Origin of the sequence: Prolixibacter sp. NT017, assembly GCF_009617875.1 — a bacterium.
Taxonomy (GTDB): domain Bacteria; phylum Bacteroidota; class Bacteroidia; order Bacteroidales; family Prolixibacteraceae; genus Prolixibacter.
Genome location: NZ_BLAV01000001.1, coordinates 3,486,130 through 3,501,897, shown reverse-complemented (window position 1 = coordinate 3,501,897; position 15,768 = coordinate 3,486,130). Strand labels below are relative to the sequence as shown.

Annotated in this window: 16 protein-coding genes and 1 pseudogene; 14 read left to right on the top strand and 3 right to left on the bottom strand. The window is 45.1% G+C overall.

Features of this window, described 5'->3' with window-relative positions:
• The first annotated feature begins 5 nt into the window (after positions 1-5).
• The 11 genes and pseudogenes from secY to GJU87_RS14500 all read left to right on the top strand — a co-directional run bounded on the left by secY (position 6) and on the right by GJU87_RS14500 (position 9,099).
• Positions 6-1,349, top strand: a complete 1,344-nt coding sequence (gene secY / locus GJU87_RS14550) for a preprotein translocase subunit SecY (RefSeq protein WP_106540246.1) — start codon at positions 6-8, stop codon at positions 1,347-1,349.
• 11 nt (positions 1,350-1,360) lie between these two features.
• Positions 1,361-2,164 (top strand): type I methionyl aminopeptidase, encoded by an 804-nt coding sequence (map, locus tag GJU87_RS14545; RefSeq protein ID WP_153640172.1) that lies wholly within the window; start codon positions 1,361-1,363, stop codon positions 2,162-2,164.
• The gene (infA, locus tag GJU87_RS14540; protein WP_027585466.1) at positions 2,143-2,364 is read left to right on the top strand and encodes a translation initiation factor IF-1; all 222 of its coding nucleotides are present in this window, start codon (positions 2,143-2,145) and stop codon (positions 2,362-2,364) included. Before map ends, infA begins: the two co-directional genes overlap by 22 nt.
• A gap of 11 nt (positions 2,365-2,375) precedes the next feature.
• Positions 2,376-2,492 carry a type B 50S ribosomal protein L36 gene (ykgO, locus tag GJU87_RS14535; RefSeq protein ID WP_081782363.1) on the top strand — a complete coding sequence of 39 codons (117 nt, stop codon included), beginning with the start codon at positions 2,376-2,378 and terminating at the stop codon, positions 2,490-2,492.
• 39 nt (positions 2,493-2,531) lie between these two features.
• Positions 2,532-2,909 carry a 30S ribosomal protein S13 gene (gene rpsM / locus GJU87_RS14530; protein WP_106540244.1) on the top strand — a complete coding sequence of 126 codons (378 nt, stop codon included), beginning with the start codon at positions 2,532-2,534 and terminating at the stop codon, positions 2,907-2,909.
• A gap of 12 nt (positions 2,910-2,921) precedes the next feature.
• Entirely contained in the window at positions 2,922-3,311 is a 390-nt protein-coding gene (rpsK, locus tag GJU87_RS14525; RefSeq protein WP_106540243.1) for a 30S ribosomal protein S11, read from the top strand.
• 27 nt (positions 3,312-3,338) lie between these two features.
• Complete coding sequence (gene rpsD, locus GJU87_RS14520; RefSeq protein WP_153640171.1) at positions 3,339-3,947, top strand: 30S ribosomal protein S4; 609 nt, start codon at positions 3,339-3,341, stop codon at positions 3,945-3,947.
• A gap of 17 nt (positions 3,948-3,964) precedes the next feature.
• The gene (locus GJU87_RS14515) at positions 3,965-4,957 is read left to right on the top strand and encodes a DNA-directed RNA polymerase subunit alpha (protein WP_153640170.1); all 993 of its coding nucleotides are present in this window, start codon (positions 3,965-3,967) and stop codon (positions 4,955-4,957) included.
• Between the two features lie 6 nt (positions 4,958-4,963).
• A pseudogene (gene rplQ / locus GJU87_RS21495) lies at positions 4,964-5,314 on the top strand (50S ribosomal protein L17); the annotation flags it as partial.
• Between the two features lie 472 nt (positions 5,315-5,786).
• On the top strand, positions 5,787-7,100 hold the full coding sequence (locus tag GJU87_RS14505; protein ID WP_153640168.1) for a citrate (Si)-synthase: 1,314 nt from the start codon (positions 5,787-5,789) through the stop codon (positions 7,098-7,100).
• Positions 7,101-7,173: 73 nt separating this feature from the next.
• Positions 7,174-9,099 carry a menaquinone biosynthesis decarboxylase gene (locus GJU87_RS14500; protein WP_153640167.1) on the top strand — a complete coding sequence of 642 codons (1,926 nt, stop codon included), beginning with the start codon at positions 7,174-7,176 and terminating at the stop codon, positions 9,097-9,099.
• A 15-nt stretch (positions 9,100-9,114) separates the two neighbouring features.
• Here GJU87_RS14500 and mnmA read toward each other — a convergent pair whose 3' ends face one another.
• Entirely contained in the window at positions 9,115-10,296 is a 1,182-nt protein-coding gene (gene mnmA / locus GJU87_RS14495; protein WP_153640166.1) for a tRNA 2-thiouridine(34) synthase MnmA, read from the bottom strand.
• An 80-nt stretch (positions 10,297-10,376) separates the two neighbouring features.
• Positions 10,377-11,384, bottom strand: coding sequence for an AmmeMemoRadiSam system radical SAM enzyme (amrS, locus tag GJU87_RS14490; RefSeq protein WP_194831542.1), 1,008 nt, complete (start codon positions 11,382-11,384; stop codon positions 10,377-10,379).
• Positions 11,385-11,551: 167 nt separating this feature from the next.
• On the opposite strand from amrS, the gene hydE reads away from it, so the two are divergent.
• The 3 genes from hydE (at position 11,552) to GJU87_RS14475 (ending at position 14,621) form a co-directional block, all read left to right on the top strand.
• Positions 11,552-12,646, top strand: a complete 1,095-nt coding sequence (gene hydE / locus GJU87_RS14485) for a [FeFe] hydrogenase H-cluster radical SAM maturase HydE (RefSeq protein ID WP_153640164.1) — start codon at positions 11,552-11,554, stop codon at positions 12,644-12,646.
• Between the two features lie 285 nt (positions 12,647-12,931).
• Entirely contained in the window at positions 12,932-13,801 is an 870-nt protein-coding gene (locus GJU87_RS14480; protein WP_153640163.1) for a hypothetical protein, read from the top strand.
• A 181-nt stretch (positions 13,802-13,982) separates the two neighbouring features.
• Positions 13,983-14,621 carry a class I SAM-dependent methyltransferase gene (locus GJU87_RS14475; RefSeq protein ID WP_153640162.1) on the top strand — a complete coding sequence of 213 codons (639 nt, stop codon included), beginning with the start codon at positions 13,983-13,985 and terminating at the stop codon, positions 14,619-14,621.
• A gap of 60 nt (positions 14,622-14,681) precedes the next feature.
• Here the strand turns inward: GJU87_RS14475 and GJU87_RS14470 are convergent, their stop codons facing one another.
• Positions 14,682-15,761, bottom strand: a complete 1,080-nt coding sequence (locus GJU87_RS14470; RefSeq protein ID WP_153640161.1) for a 3-oxoacyl-ACP synthase III family protein — start codon at positions 15,759-15,761, stop codon at positions 14,682-14,684.
• Between the last annotated feature and the right edge of the window lie 7 nt (positions 15,762-15,768).

Here is a 15,768-nt window from a genome sequence, read left to right as displayed (position 1 = left end):
ACCTAATGAAAAAGTTATTCGAGACCCTTAAGAACATCTACAAAATTGAGGATCTAAGATCCCGGTTGACTGTTACCTTTCTGTTTCTGTTGGTTTACCGACTCGGTTCATACGTCTCGTTGCCGGGGATTGACCCCGCGCAGCTCGGTGCACTGAAGGCGCAATCATCAGAAGGACTGTTAGGATTGTTGAACATGTTTTCCGGGGGGGCATTCTCCAATGCATCGGTATTCGCATTGGGAATTATGCCTTACATTAGTGCTTCAATTGTAGTGCAGCTTTTGGGTATCGCAGTTCCTTATTTTCAGAAGTTGCAGAAGGAAGGAGAATCCGGACGTAATAAAATTAATCAGATTACCCGCTATTTGACAGTGGGTATTCTGTTGTTTCAGGCTCCGGCTTACCTGACTAACCTGCACTACCAGCTTCCCGAGACAGCTTTCGCTATCAAAGGGGCTGCATTTACCGTTGCCTCGACGGTGATTCTGACGGCCGGTTCCATGTTTATCATGTGGCTGGGTGAACGAATTACCGATAAGGGAATTGGTAATGGTATTTCGCTGATTATCATGATTGGTATTATTGCCCGTCTGCCTTTCGCACTCTTCGCCGAGTTTGTTAGCCGGTTAGAAGAGCAGGGAGGAGGACTGGTGATGTTCCTGGTCGAGTTTGTATTGTTGTTCCTGGTATTTATGGTGACTATCCTGTTGGTACAGGGTACCCGGAAAGTACCGGTGCAGTATGCAAAGCGGATTGTAGGTAACCGTCAGTACGGCGGTGTTCGTCAGTACATTCCCCTGAAGGTGAATGCTGCTGGTGTAATGCCTATCATCTTTGCCCAGGCGATCATGTTCGTACCGATGAGTATTGCCGGATTTTCCGGTTCGGAATCAATGAGTGGCTTCGTGTCTGCATTCTCGAACTATACCGGATTCTGGTATAATTTTACCCAGTTCATGCTGGTAATCATATTCACCTATTTCTACACCGCTATTACCATTAATCCGGTCCAAATGGCTGAGGACATGAAAAAGAATGGCGGGTTTATTCCGGGAGTAAAACCGGGTAAACGAACGGCTGAATATTTGGATACCATCATGTCAAGAATTACACTGCCGGGTTCCATCTTTTTGGGACTGGTAACGATTCTGCCTGCATTTGCAATGATGATGGGAGTGAACTCTCAGTTTGCGCACTTCTATGGCGGTACATCACTGTTGATTCTTGTAGGAGTTATTCTGGATACCTTGCAGCAGATTGAAAGTCACCTGCTCATGCGTCACTACGATGGCCTGTTGAAAGGTGGTCGTATCAAGGGACGTACCGGTGGCGGTCCTTCTGTAATATAAGGCGGAGGGGAATGATTTACTTCAAAACCAATGAAGAAATCGACCTCATTCGTGAAAGCTGCTTACTTGTAAGTCGCACATTAGCTGAAATAGCACTATATATTCAACCCGGTATCACAACGAATGAGTTGGACCGGATAGCTGAAACGTTCATTCGAAATAATAACGGAAAGCCTGGTTTTCTGGGGTATCAGGGATATCCCAATACCCTTTGCACTTCTGTGAACAACACGGTAGTGCACGGTATTCCGTCCGGATATAAAATAAAGGACGGCGATATTGTTTCCATAGATTGTGGTGTACTCTTAAACGGCTGGTACGGTGATTCATGTTATACCTTTATGGTCGGAAATGTTCCGGAACGTGAAACAACCTTATGCCGGGCAACTTATCGTTCGCTCGAGGACGCCATAACCGCGGCAATTGAAGGAAACCGGCTCGGAGATATAGGACATGCTGTCCAGCGTCATGCCGAACTACATGACTTTACGATAGTGAAAGATTTGGTTGGGCATGGCATTGGGCGGAATCTTCACGAGGAACCAGCGGTTGCCAATTACGGCAAACAGGGGCGTGGAGTGAAGCTCAGGCGTGGGATAGTGTTGGCTATCGAACCGATGCTGAATTCGGGTAAGCCCGGAGTCGTAACCGAAGACGATGGTTGGACCGTTAAAACAGTAGATGGAGAATCGTCAGCTCACTATGAACATACCATTGTGGTACGGGATGGGAAAGCTGAAAAACTTTCAACTTTTAACTTTATAGAAGAAGCAATTAAAAAAAACAACTTTTTATGGCAAAACAGCCTTCTATAGAACAAGATGGAACCATTATCGAAGCATTGTCAAACGCGATGTTTAGGGTAGAATTACAAAATGGTCACGTAATCACAGCTCACATTTCGGGCAAGATGCGGATGCACTATATAAAGATTTTACCTGGTGACAAAGTAAAAGTTGAGATGTCTCCATACGACCTTACTAAGGGAAGGATCACTTTCAGATATAAAAATTAAAGCGCAGAAAAATGAAAGTAAGAGTATCTATCAAAAAACGTAGTGCCGATTGCAAAATCGTTCGGCGTAAAGGTCGTCTCTACGTTATTAACAAAAAAAACCCGAAGTTCAAGCAACGTCAGGGATAATGTATTAATTTTGTAAGGATTTTTTAATTCGTTAATAATATGGCTCGTATAGTTGGTGTAGATATACCGAACAATAAAAGAGGTGAAATTGCCCTGACCTATATCTTTGGTATCGGTCGCAGCCGTGCACAGCAGATTCTCGAGCAGGCTGGAGTTGACAAAGAGGTCAAGGTAAAGGACTGGGACGATAGCCAGTTCGCTGCTATTCGCAAAGTGATCAATGAAAAATACAAAGTTGAAGGTGAACTGCGCTCCGAATATCAGCTGAACATTAAACGACTGATGGATATCGGTTGCTATCGTGGCATTCGCCACCGTATTGGCCTTCCGGTACGTGGTCAGAGCACCAAAAACAACGCCAGAACCCGTAAAGGAAAAAGAAAAACGGTTGCTAACAAGAAGAAAGCTACTAAATAATTTTAAGTAGATATGGCAAAGAAGTCTGGAAGTTCGAAAAAAAGAGTAGTAAACGTAGAGGCTGTGGGACAGGCTCACGTACACTCTTCTTTCAATAACATCATTATTTCGATGACCAACAATAACGGAGAGGTTATTAGCTGGTCTTCGGCTGGAAAAAAAGGATTCCGCGGATCAAAGAAAAATACACCTTATGCAGCACAGACTGCATCGGAAGAGTGCGCAAAAACTGCTTATGATCTTGGATTACGGAAGGTAAAGGTATACGTTAAGGGACCGGGTAACGGACGCGAATCAGCTATTCGTGCTATCGCGAACGTAGGTATCCAGGTTACCGAGATTGTTGACGTTACTCCGCTGCCACACAATGGTTGCCGCCCTCCGAAACGTCGTCGTGTCTAATTTTTGAAGATTTAAAAGAAGAAAATAATGGCAAGATATACAGGACCACAAACTAAGATCGCACGAAAATTTGGCGAACCCATTTTCGGGCCCGATAAAGCATTTGAGCACAAGAATTACCCTCCGGGAATGCACGGAAACAACCGTCGCCGCCGGAAGGTGTCCGAATACGGAACCCAGCTTAAAGAAAAACAAAAAGTTAAGTATACTTACGGTGTCCTTGAGAAACAGTTCCGCAACCTTTTCAAGAAGGCGGCGTCACATAAAGGAGTTACCGGTACCGTATTACTTCAGCTTCTCGAGAGTCGTCTCGATAACGTAGTATTCCGTTTAGGAATTGCTCCCACTCGTGCAGCTGCGCGTCAGTTGGTAGGCCACAAACACATCGTGGTGAACAACAATGTGGTAAATATCCCGTCGTACAGTGTACGTCCGGGTGATGTTATCGGTGTTCGCGAAAAATCGAAATCGCTTGAAGTAGTTACCGATTCATTGTCTTCGCAACGTCATAACAAATATCCCTGGATTGAGTGGGATGGGGAAGCTAAGACTGGTAAGTTCCTGAATGTTCCCGAACGGGAAGAGATTCCTGAAAATATCAAGGAGCAGCTTATCGTAGAGTTGTATTCGAAATAAAAATTAATTTAAGGTTTATGGCAATTTTAGCTTTCCAGAAGCCCGATAAAGTGATAATGGTTGAATCCGATGACAAATTCGGCAAGTTCGAATTTCGTCCGCTGGAACCTGGTTATGGTATTACCATCGGTAACGCATTGCGGAGGATTCTGTTATCATCTTTGGAAGGATACGCTATTACCACAATCAAAATCGAAGGGGTAGAGCACGAATTTTCTACCATTCCCGGAGTCATCGAAGATGTTACTGAGATGATCCTGAACCTGAAGCAGATTCGGTTCAAAAAGGAAGTGGAAGACTTCGAAACGGAGAAGGTAACGGTTACCTTATTCGGCCAGGAGCAATTCAAGGCAGGTGATATCAACAACTTTATCACCGGTTTCCGCGTGCTGAATCCCGAGTTGGTTATTTGCAATATGGAGCCCGAAGTGAAGCTTCAGATTGAACTGACCATCGAAAAGGGACGCGGATATGTTCCGAGTGTTGAGAACAAACCCGTTGAAGAAGAATTCGGTGTGATTCCTATCGATTCCATCTTTACACCTATCAAGAATGTAAAATATTCGGTTGAGAACTACCGTGTAGAGCAGAAGACCGACTATGAGAAATTGGTTCTTGATATCAAAACCGATGGCTCAATTCATCCCAAAGATGCACTGAAGGAAGCTGCTAAAATTCTGATTTACCACTTCATGCTTTTCTCTGATGAGAAGATTACGCTTGACTCCGACGAGAAATTTGCAAATGAAGAATTTGATGAAGAAGTACTTCACATGCGTCAGCTCCTGAAGACCAAACTAGTCGACCTGGATCTGTCGGTACGTGCTCTCAACTGCTTGAAAGCTGCCGATGTGGATACCCTTGGCGACTTGGTTCAGTACAACAGGAATGATCTGCTCAAGTTCCGCAACTTTGGTAAAAAGTCGCTTACCGAACTTGATGATTTACTTGTTGGTATGAGTCTGAACTTTGGGATGGACATCGGTAAGTATAAATTAGACAAGGAATAATAAACAATGAGACATAATAAAGGATTCAATCATTTAGGCAGGACTAGCTCTCACCGGAAGGCGATGTTGTCTAACATGGCCAACTCCCTGATCCTGCACAAACGAATCAGTACTACTGTTGCTAAGGCTAAGTCGTTGCGCTCGTTCGTTGAGCCTATCATCACCAAGGCAAAAGACGATACTACGCACAACCGTCGTATGGCATTCCGTTCATTGCGCAGTAAAACAGCTGTTAATGAGTTGTTCCGCGAAGTTATTGTGAAAGTGGGTGAGCGTCCGGGAGGATATACCCGCATTCTGAAAACTGGTAACCGTTTAGGTGATAACGCAGAGATGTGTATCATCGAGCTGGTGGACTACAACGAAAACATGTTGGCTGCGAAGGAAGAAGCTCCTAAGAAAACTCGTTCGAGAAGGGGTGGTTCCAAAAAGAAAAGCAGTGAAAAACCTGTCGCAGAGAAACCTGCTGCCAAGGAAGAGACCAAAGCTGCACCGGAAGCTGATACCAAAGAAGAAGCTGTTAAGGCTGACGAGGTATCGGAAGAAAAGGCAGCTGAAGAGCCGAAAGCTGAAGATAAATCTGATGATCAGTCTGACGAAAACGAAGAAAAGGCTGAATAATCGATACAACATTCTACACTCAAAAAAGGGGAGGCATTTTTGCTTCCCCTTTTTTTGTTTTATGCGGGTAGATTTATGTTAGAATGCGCGCTAAATCTATCAACCTTTTAACGTTTTTTTTTGTTATGATATTGAATTGACAGGGTTTGAAATATGAGAATATTTAAATAAATTAATTAGATTTGAGAACAACTCAACACCTATTACTATGGACTATATCAAGGAAAAACTCCTGAAGAAGGGAGAGCAGGAGAGACAAATTGTAAAAAAGCTGGTAAAAGAGTACGGTGATCTGCAGCTCGACACCGTTTCGATGGGCCAGGTGCTGACGGGCATGAAAGGCGTTACAAGTTTGCTCACTGTTACTTCGAAGCTGGATCCGGAAAACGGCATTCGTTTCCGGGGCTATTCGATCCCCGAATTGCAGGAGAAGCTTCCCAAACTAAATCCGGAAGGAGAACCATTGCCCGAGGGCTTATTTTATTTGATGTTACTGGACGAGCTGCCAACAACTGAAGATGTTCAGTATTTAACAAACGAATGGACCAAACGTAACAAGGTTCCGGGGCACGTATTCGACGTAATCAATGCGCTGCCACCCACCAGTAAACCGATGACGCAGTTCAGTACAGGTATTCTGGCCATGGCCACAGAATCTCTGTTCCAGAAAGCCTACCGTGAAGGCGTCCCGAAAGATGAATACTGGGTGACGACCTATGAAGACGTTATGAACCTGATTGCGCAGCTGCCGACCATTGCAGCCTATATTTACCGTCGCAATTTCCACGGAGGAGACGTTATTCCGCCGGATCCGAAACTCGACTGGGCAGCTAATTTTGCACACATGATGGGATACGACAGCGAGGAAGTGTATCGACTGTTCCGCATGTATCTTTTCCTCCACGCCGATCACGAAGGAGGAAATGTATCAGCTCACACAACTCACCTCGTGTCTTCTGCACTGAGTAACCCATTTTACGCATATGCAGCCGGTATGACCGGATTGGCAGGTCCGTTGCACGGTTATGCCAACCAGGAAGTAATTCGCTGGATTAAGGGTATGCTCGATGAAATTGGCCCGTGCGGATGTGCTGATGAAGAGAAAGAAAAAATTGCGAATTATGTGAAAAACTACATCTCGGAAGGTAAAGTAATCCCAGGATTTGGACATGCTGTCCTTCGGGTTACCGATCCCCGTTATGTAGCACAGAAGAAGTTCGCTGAGAAATATGTGAAAGATGACCACATGGTCGATGTGGTGAACTGCCTGTACGAAGTAGTGCCTCCGGTATTGCAGTCATTGGGTAAAGTGAAAAATCCATGGCCGAACGTAGATGCCTATTCCGGTTCGCTTCTGCAGCATTACGGTATCGATGAATATTTCTTCTACACTGTGATGTTTGGTGTCAGCCGTGCCTTAGGTGTACTGGCACAACTCATTTGGGACCGCATGTACGGATTGCCCATTGAGCGCCCGAAATCGCAGCCGTTGAAGTGGTTCAGAGAGCAGGCGGGTATCTGATAATATTGATTGTTTATACGAAAAGATGGGGGATTGGTAAAATCCCCCTATTTTTATACCAAAATTTTTGAGAATGGCATTTCAGGGAATTCGCGAGTATATCGAGCTTTTAGAGCAAAAAGGAGAGTTGATCAGAATTGGTGAATATGTAGATCCGGTATTGGAAATACCCGAGATTGTGGACCGCGTGTCTAAGTCTCCCGGAGGCGGAAAGTCACTGCTGTTTGAAAACACAGGAACTGATTTTCCGGTTCTGATCAACGCTTTTGGTTCGAACGAGCGAATGGCCCTGGCATTGGGAGCCGATAACCTAAATGCTATTGGTGACGAAATCGAAGACCTCTTTAAGAAGCTGGTGAGCCCTAAAGCCGGCTTGATGGAGAAATTACGAATGCTCCCCATGCTGGGACAGATTTCTTCATGGATGCCCAAATCCGTATCCGGAAAAGGGAAATGCCAGGAAGTGATAATGAAAGAGCCGGACATGGGCAAGTTGCCTATACTGACTTGTTGGCCGGCTGATGGCGGTCCCTTTGTTACTTTGCCGTGTGTCGTGACCCGCGATCCGGAAACCGGTGTTCGGAATGTGGGAATGTACCGCATGCAGGTCTTTGGTCCCGAACTGACCGGTATGCATTGGCACAAGCACAAAACTGGGGCGCGTCATTTCAACGAATACAAGAAACGCAGCGAACGCATGCCCATTTCAGTTGTTTTGGGCGGCGATCCGGCTTATACCTATGCTGCCACGGCTCCGCTGCCCGATAACATCGATGAGTACCTGTTAGCGGGCTTTTTGAGGAAGAAAAGAGTGGAGCTGGTAAAATGCATTACCAACGATCTCGAAGTTCCTTCTAACGCCGATTTTGTCATCGAGGGGTATGTCGATCCAGAAGAAGATTTTATCTGGGAAGGTCCCTTTGGCGATCATACCGGTTTTTATTCTTTGGCCGACTGGTACCCCCGTTTCCACGTAACGTGTATTACTCACCGAAAGGATGCTGTTTATCCGGCTACGATTGTGGGAATTCCGCCGCAGGAAGATGCTTACATTGGTCGGGCAACCGAACGAATTTTTCTGAGCCCGATGAAGCTTACCATGATTCCGGAAATGGAAGACATGGAATTACCTCCGGCCGGAGTTGCGCATAACCTAACTATCTCGAAAATTGATAAGACATTTGCCGGTCAGGCAGCCAAAGTAATGAATGCCATGTGGGGCGCCGGTCAGATGATGTTCAACAAAGTGATGATTGTAGCCGATGGGCAAACCGATATTCATAACTACCCGGAAATCGCCAGATTAGTTTCGCAGGTCGTCGATCCGGCGTATGATATTTATTTCACGCAGGGGCCGATGGATGTGCTAGATCATTCCTCTTCCAAATTTGCTTATGGCTCCAAAATGGGCCTCGATGCCACCCATAAATACGAAGAGGAGCTGTACACCGAACAGACCAATTACCAGGTCCCGAAGAGTTCCGAAATTTCTGTGGAAAACATAAAAAAGGAGATTCCGGAAACACACGATATCAATGCCAACTTGCTTGATGTAGGCATTTCGTTTGTTGTTGTGTCGGTGAAGAAAAATGAACCGGGTTTGGTCAAATCGCTCGGCAAAAAGCTGGCTGCACATGCTGCCTTTAAAGGCGTTAAATTCATTGCCATTGTTGATGAAGAGCTCGACATTCATGACATGAATTCTGTGGGATGGTATGTTACCGGAAATATTGATCCCAAGCGCGACTCACAGATTTTTGAAGCCGAAAACGAAGGCGAAGTTTCTCACCTGGTACTTGACGGAACCCGGAAATCCGGCTCATTGGATAACTTCAAGCGCGACTGGCCCAATCCGGTGGTCTCTTCCATGGAAACCATCCGGAAAGTGGATGAGATGTGGCCCAAGTTAGGCTTGGGTGAACTCATCGAGTCGCCATCATTGCGTTACATTCCCATTCAGAAAGGAGAGGGAGCTATCGCGGAAGAAAAACAAGACTGATTTTTGGAATTGAGCTCAGTAGATTACCCCTGAACCAATCTGCTCGTCACCGGTGTACCAGGCCACAAACTGACCGGCGGTGATACCGCGTTGTTCCTCTTCGAATACGACGTAGAGACCTTCCTCCCGCATGTACATTCGTCCTTTTTCGAGCGGCTGGCGATAACGTATCCGGAAGAGGAAATCTTTTTCATCTCCGACCGGAATTTCCAAATCGGGCCTGATCCAGTGGATATCTTCTTTGGGAACGAATAATCCGGGGCGGTACAAGCCAGGATGCGATTTTCCTTCGCCTACGTATATGATATTCCGATTAATGTCGGTCGCCAAGACGAATAGTGGTTCAGCATAGCCGCCAATATTCAGGCCTTTTCGTTGCCCGATGGTATAAAACTGGGCACCGTTATGCTCGCCGATTACTTTTCCGTTCCAGGGTTTGTAGGGAAAAGCATAGCACAGCTTTTTAAAATTGTCCGGCGTTTTCTCCACATCCTTTTTCCGGGCCATAAAATCGGCCGGGATTTCAATCACGTTGCCTTTTTTCGGTTCCAGCTTTTGCTGAAGGAAAACGGGTAAGTCCACTTTTCCCACAAAACAAATTCCCTGCGAATCTTTGCGCTCAGCCGTTATCAATCCCTGTTCACGGGCAATTTCGCGCACTTCGGGTTTCATCAAATGTCCTATCGGGAACATCGATTTGGCTAGCTGCTCCTGGTTAAGCTGGCACAGGAAATAACTCTGGTCTTTGTTGGGATCGGAGCCAGCGAGCAAACGATAATATGTTTTACCATCTTTCTCCACGTCAGCTTTGCGGCAGTAATGTCCGGTAGCTACATAGTCGGCACCAAGTTCCAGCGCTTTCTCCATGAACATGTCGAACTTAATCTCGCGGTTGCAAAGCACGTCCGGGTTGGGTGTGTGGCCTTTCCCGTACTCTTCGAACATATAATCAACCACCCGTTTCCGGTAGAAATCCGACAAATCGACCACATGGAAAGGGATATCCAGCTTTTTGGCAATCATTTCTGCAAAGGTGATATCATCTTCCCAGGTACAACTCGATGTAAGGGTTCCGGTACGTTCTTTCCAGTTAATCATGAACACACCAATCACTTCGTACCCCTGCTGTTTGAGGAGGTATGCGGCAACGCTCGAATCGACGCCGCCCGATAATCCGACTACAACTTTTTCCTTCATGCGTAATAAAAATCAGCGCAAAGGTATTCTTTTTAAAAGAATTGAACAACGAATGAAAATGGACTGAGTGAGCGCTGACCTTAAATGTTATCGATGATGTGGTGATGGCAGTTGGTACAATTTCCCTTTTTGTCCAGCCCGGAAATCTCGGTGTAATATCCGGAACGGTCGATGACCCGCTGGTGACATTTACTGCAAAAGGTAGAGCTGCGACGGGTATCTGCCAGATTTCCAAGGTAGACGTAATTCAAATGTCGAACCGCGATCTCGAACAAATCGAGCAACGTATTGACCGGAGTGGCAGCGAGGTTCTGTTTAAATGCCGGGAAATAACGGGAGAGGTGCAGAGGTGTATCTTTGCCGGTTTCGTCGGCTATCCAGCGAACCATTTCTTCAAATTCTTCGTAATCGTCATTCATGCCGGGAATCACCAGGTTGGTCAACTCCAGGTGGCTCTCGGATTGCGCAATGATGCGGATACTGTTTTTGACCGGCTCCAGTTTGGCATGTGTCATTTTGTGGTAGAAATTCTCCGAGAACGCTTTCAGGTCAACATTGAACGCATCGATATAGGGTAAGAGTCTCAGAAGCGGAGCCTTGTTAATGTAACCATTGGTCACCATCACAGTTTTCAGCCGGGTATTCAGTGCCCCTTTGGCGATTTCATACATGTACTCATAGGCAATTCCGGGCTCACTATATGTAAAAGCAACCCCCAAATTATTTTCGTCATTCAACGCAATTTGCACCAATTCTTCGGTAGAGAACAATTTAAAGTTGTCAAACTCGTCGGGCGATACCTGAGAAATACGGTAATTTTGGCAAAACGAGCATTTCAGGTTACAACCGATGGTACCGATTGATAAAATTTTGCTTCCGGGATAAAAGTGATAAAGAGGTTTCTTCTCGATGGGATCGGAACCGTATGCGGCTACCTTTTCAAAAATTTCGGTATACAAGTCTCCGCCCACGTTCTTCCGCACCCGGCAGGCCCCGCGCTTTCCTTCGTTGATAACGCAGTAGTGAGGACACAATTTACACCGGACAATATTCTGCCCGACCCTATCGTAGTACAATGCATTCTTCATGGGGGATGGTTTTTGCATTTGTCACGCCCTATCAACAATTCAGACTCTCAGGTAGTTCAATGAGGCGCACTGTGGTGTGCAGAACGTATGATTTCTTCTCATGAACTTGCCGGAAGAAAATCATGTCCTGATATCAAAGAATATGGTATTTTTACCGCACCGCAACCATGAATGATATTAACAACATATTAGCACAGTCCGAATTTTCCCGTGAGGATATTGTCTGTCTGCTTTCGCTAGAAGGAGAGGAGAAGACCTTGCTTTTTCGAAAAGCGGCTGAAGTGAAAGCCGTGAATACCGGATCAGAAGTGTATTTCCGCGGCTTGGTCGAGTTCTCGAATGTGTGTGGCAAGAACTGCTACTATTGTGGTATTCGCAAGGACAACGATGAGGTAAAACGCTACAATTTGTCGGATGAGGAGATTCTGGCAGCAGCCCGTTTTGCGTGGGAAAATCAATATGGCTCGCTGGTATTGCAATCGGGGGAACTGGCATCACCGGCTTTCGCCGACCGGGTGGAAAACCTGTTGCGGGAAATCAAAAAACTAAGCAACGGTGAGTTGGGTATTACCATATCGTTAGGCGAACAGTCTCCTGAAGTGTATCGTCGCTGGTTTGAAGCCGGTGCACACCGCTACCTGTTGCGAATCGAATCATCAACACCCGAACTGTACCGGAAAATACATCCCAACGACGAGTTGCACGATTTCGACACTCGCTTAGCTTGCCTGCGTTCGTTGAAGGAAACAGGCTATCAAACCGGAACCGGCGTAATGATTGGGCTCCCTTTCCAAACGCTCGAAAACCTGGCAGACGACCTGTTTTTCTTCAAAACTTTTGATATCGACATGGTGGGGATGGGTCCATACCTCGAGCATGCCGAAACCCCCTTGTATTCCTACAGGGAAACACTCATGCCATTGCAGCAACGGTTCGATTTATCGCTGAAGATGGTTGCCGTTTTGCGCTTACTGATGCCCGACATTAACATTGCGGCGGCAACAGCATTGCAGGCCATCGACCCGCTGGGGCGCGAAAAAGCGGTGAAAGTTGGGGCTAACATTATCATGCCAAACATCACGCCCGGGTTGTATCGAAACGATTATGCCCTTTACCAAAACAAACCCTGCGTTGACGAAGAGCCCGAACAATGTAAGGGCTGTCTTGATGCCCGCATCGCATTGGCGGAAGGAGAAATCGGCTATGGCAAATGGGGTGACTCCAAACATTTCCAAAAGCGGGTAAAAGCTTCCTCCCGTTAATATCCAGCATTTTTATTCAAGTGTGGCAAACTGTGGAAGGGCAACAAATTTGTGGAATTCGATTCCACAAAGTGTGGAATTTGTCCCACAGCCCTTGTAGAATATGGTAGACCCGGATTTTTTTCTGGTAAAATTCTCTGTTCTCTTTTCCTTCTGATTTTTAGCGGTTTGTGACTTGTTGTCTGTATTGGAATTCCTGTCAAAGAATTTTGGCACAGTATTCCCTTAATAGTTAGCAGGTGATTTGAAATTAATTATTGGACGAAAACGAAAGAGAAAAGAGAAATGAGAAAGTTAGCTATTATTTTGCTCGTGTTGCCTTTTTTTACGGCATGTAATCAGAAGGAGCTAAAGAAGTTGAAGGAAGAGAATGCACAATTGACCCAAATAGCACAGAAACGTGACTCTACCATCAACGATTTTGTTGAGTCATTTCAGTCTATTGCAGCCAACCTCGATTCCATCAAAGTTAAAGAAAAGTTGATTTCGGTACAGGCTGCAGGGGAGCAGACGGCTGATTCAAAGACTCAGGTAATGAACGATTTGAGTTTGGTGAAAAATCTGCTGGACAAAAACAAGGCAGAGCTGGCCGACCTGAACAAGAAACTGAAAAACAGTTGGTACCGCAACTCGAAACTGAAAAAATTGACCGCAAGTCTGCAAAAGCAGATTCAGGAAAAAGAGGAGTCGATTGCTAATTTGACTGCTCAGGTTACTGAACTGAACGGAAAAGTTGACAATCTGAACGGACAGGTAGCACAGTTGAACGACACTGTTAGCACACTGTCGTCTCAGAATTCGATGCAAGAGAAATTATTGAACGAAAAGACAGATAGACTTCATACCGCTTATTACGTAATCGGTACGACAAAGGAGCTGAGGGATCAGCATGTCATTTCAGCCACAGGAGGCTTACTGGGAATCGGAAGGACAAACAAGTTAAACGACCAAATCGATCCGTCGAAATTTACGGCAATCGATATCACCAAGACGACTACGATTCCGGTGAGTGGGAGAAAAATCAACATGGTAACAGCACATCCTGCTGATTCGTACAAAATCGAGCAGAAAGACAACGAAGTTGAAGCCATCACGATTACAAACCCTGAAGAGTTCTGGAAAGCTTCCAAGTATTTGGTCGTGGCTGAAAGATAATTATTAGGTTTTAAGATTGGTTCTCAAAAGAGCGTCCCGCCCGGGACGCTCTTTTAATTTGTATACACTTTCCATAACTTGTACAAACAGTCACAATGCCCTCAGATATTGCTAGGCTGAAAACTCATTGCAATGACTAACACGGACATAGCTGTTTTATACACTAGCCAACGTAGGGGTGATGGAAAGAGAAAATAAAGAAACTTACTGGAGCCGGTTTACCGAAGGTTTTGAAGAGATGCAAAGTTACGTGGTTGGTGACGAGGTTCTTCTTTTGGCCCACGAAGAATTATTGAGAGAGGCTAATCTCGGAAAAGTGTTGGAACTGGGATGCGGAACCGGGTTGTACTCGGAAACGCTGCAAAAAAACGCAGAGTATGTTGTTGCGACCGATTTGTCGGATGAGATGCTCGCTTTTGCAAAGAAAAAAAGAGGTAATCTGGAGAATGTTGAGTTCCGGAAAGCGGATGCCCTTAATCTTGAATTTGAAGACGGACTATTCGACACGGTTTTCATGGCGAATCTGATTCATGTTGTAGGAAGTGCGGGACGGGCTATTCAGGAGAGTAAGCGGGTGCTGAAAGACGGTGGACTATTAATTATTAACTCTTTTGCTATCGATGACATGAGTTTTTTTAACAAGCTGGCCATGGGAATCCGTTACCTAAAAACATTTGGTAAACCTTCTGCGGAAGCAACAAAGGAAAAAACAACCCGAAAAAGTGTAGAACAGTTGCTTATCGACAATGGTTTTGAAATCCAGAAAAGTCTGTTCCTGGGAACAAAATCCAAAGCGATGTATATCAGCGGTAGAAAGTAACTCAATTTACCGTTGGCTTGAGATTCGGGAAGAAACCCCAAAGACCGAAAACCGTAATAACTACGGCATTTTGTAGATCATCGAATTTATATTCATTCCCGCTCCAACAGAAGCAAACACCAATATATTTCCACTCGTCACCTTCTGGTTCGGTAACTTATTGTTGAGCAGTAAGTTCAGTAATGTGGGAACAGTTGCCACCGAACTATTTCCTAGTTCAGCAATGGTCATTGGCATAATGTCTTTGGGAATATCTTTTTTATGAAAGAGCTTAAACAACCGCGCCAGTATGGCATCATCCATTTTGGCATTGGCCTGGTGAATTAGCACCTTATCTACTTGTTCCAACTCAATTTTTGCTTTTTCCAGGCTTTCTTTCACAACCGAAGGAACGGTATTCAGCGCGTATTCATATAATTTACGTCCGTGCATTTTTAGGAACAATTGGTCTCCTTCGTAATCCGGGTTGTTTGATTTGCCCATCCAAAGCAGAAAAGCATGATTTAGTGTATCGGAACGGGAACTATGGACCAGAATTCCAACAGGCTCATCACTCTCAATCGCTTCCAAAATGGTCGCACCAGCACCGTCGGAATAAATCATACTGTCCCTGTCGTGGGGATCGGATACTCTGGAGAGAGTTTCTGCCCCGATTATCAAAGCTCTTTTTGCGTCTCCCGATCTCAGGAAATAATCAGCCTGTATCATACCCATAAGCCATCCGGGACAGCCAAAAGGCACATCAAATGATATGGTTCCCGGGTTTTCAATACCTAATTTGTTTTTAACCCGGGCTGCGAGACTGGGAACCAAATCCGACTTTCGGTTATTACTTAGTACATCTCCGAAATTATGCGCGACAATAATATAGTCAAGACTTTCTTTGTCAATGCCCGAATTTACGATAGCATCTTTCGCAGCAAAATAAGCAATATCAGAAGTTTGCAGGTCGTCTGTAACATACCTTCTCTCTTTGATTTCTGTGATTTTCTCGAATTTTTTAATTATCTCTTCGTTCGGGGTATTGATTTTATTTCCCTCAGAATCGTAAAAATCATTATTCAGAAAATCTTCATTTACGACTCTTTTTTCAGGTATGTAACATCCTGACCCTTTAATAATAGAATATCGCTTTTTCATTGGCTGG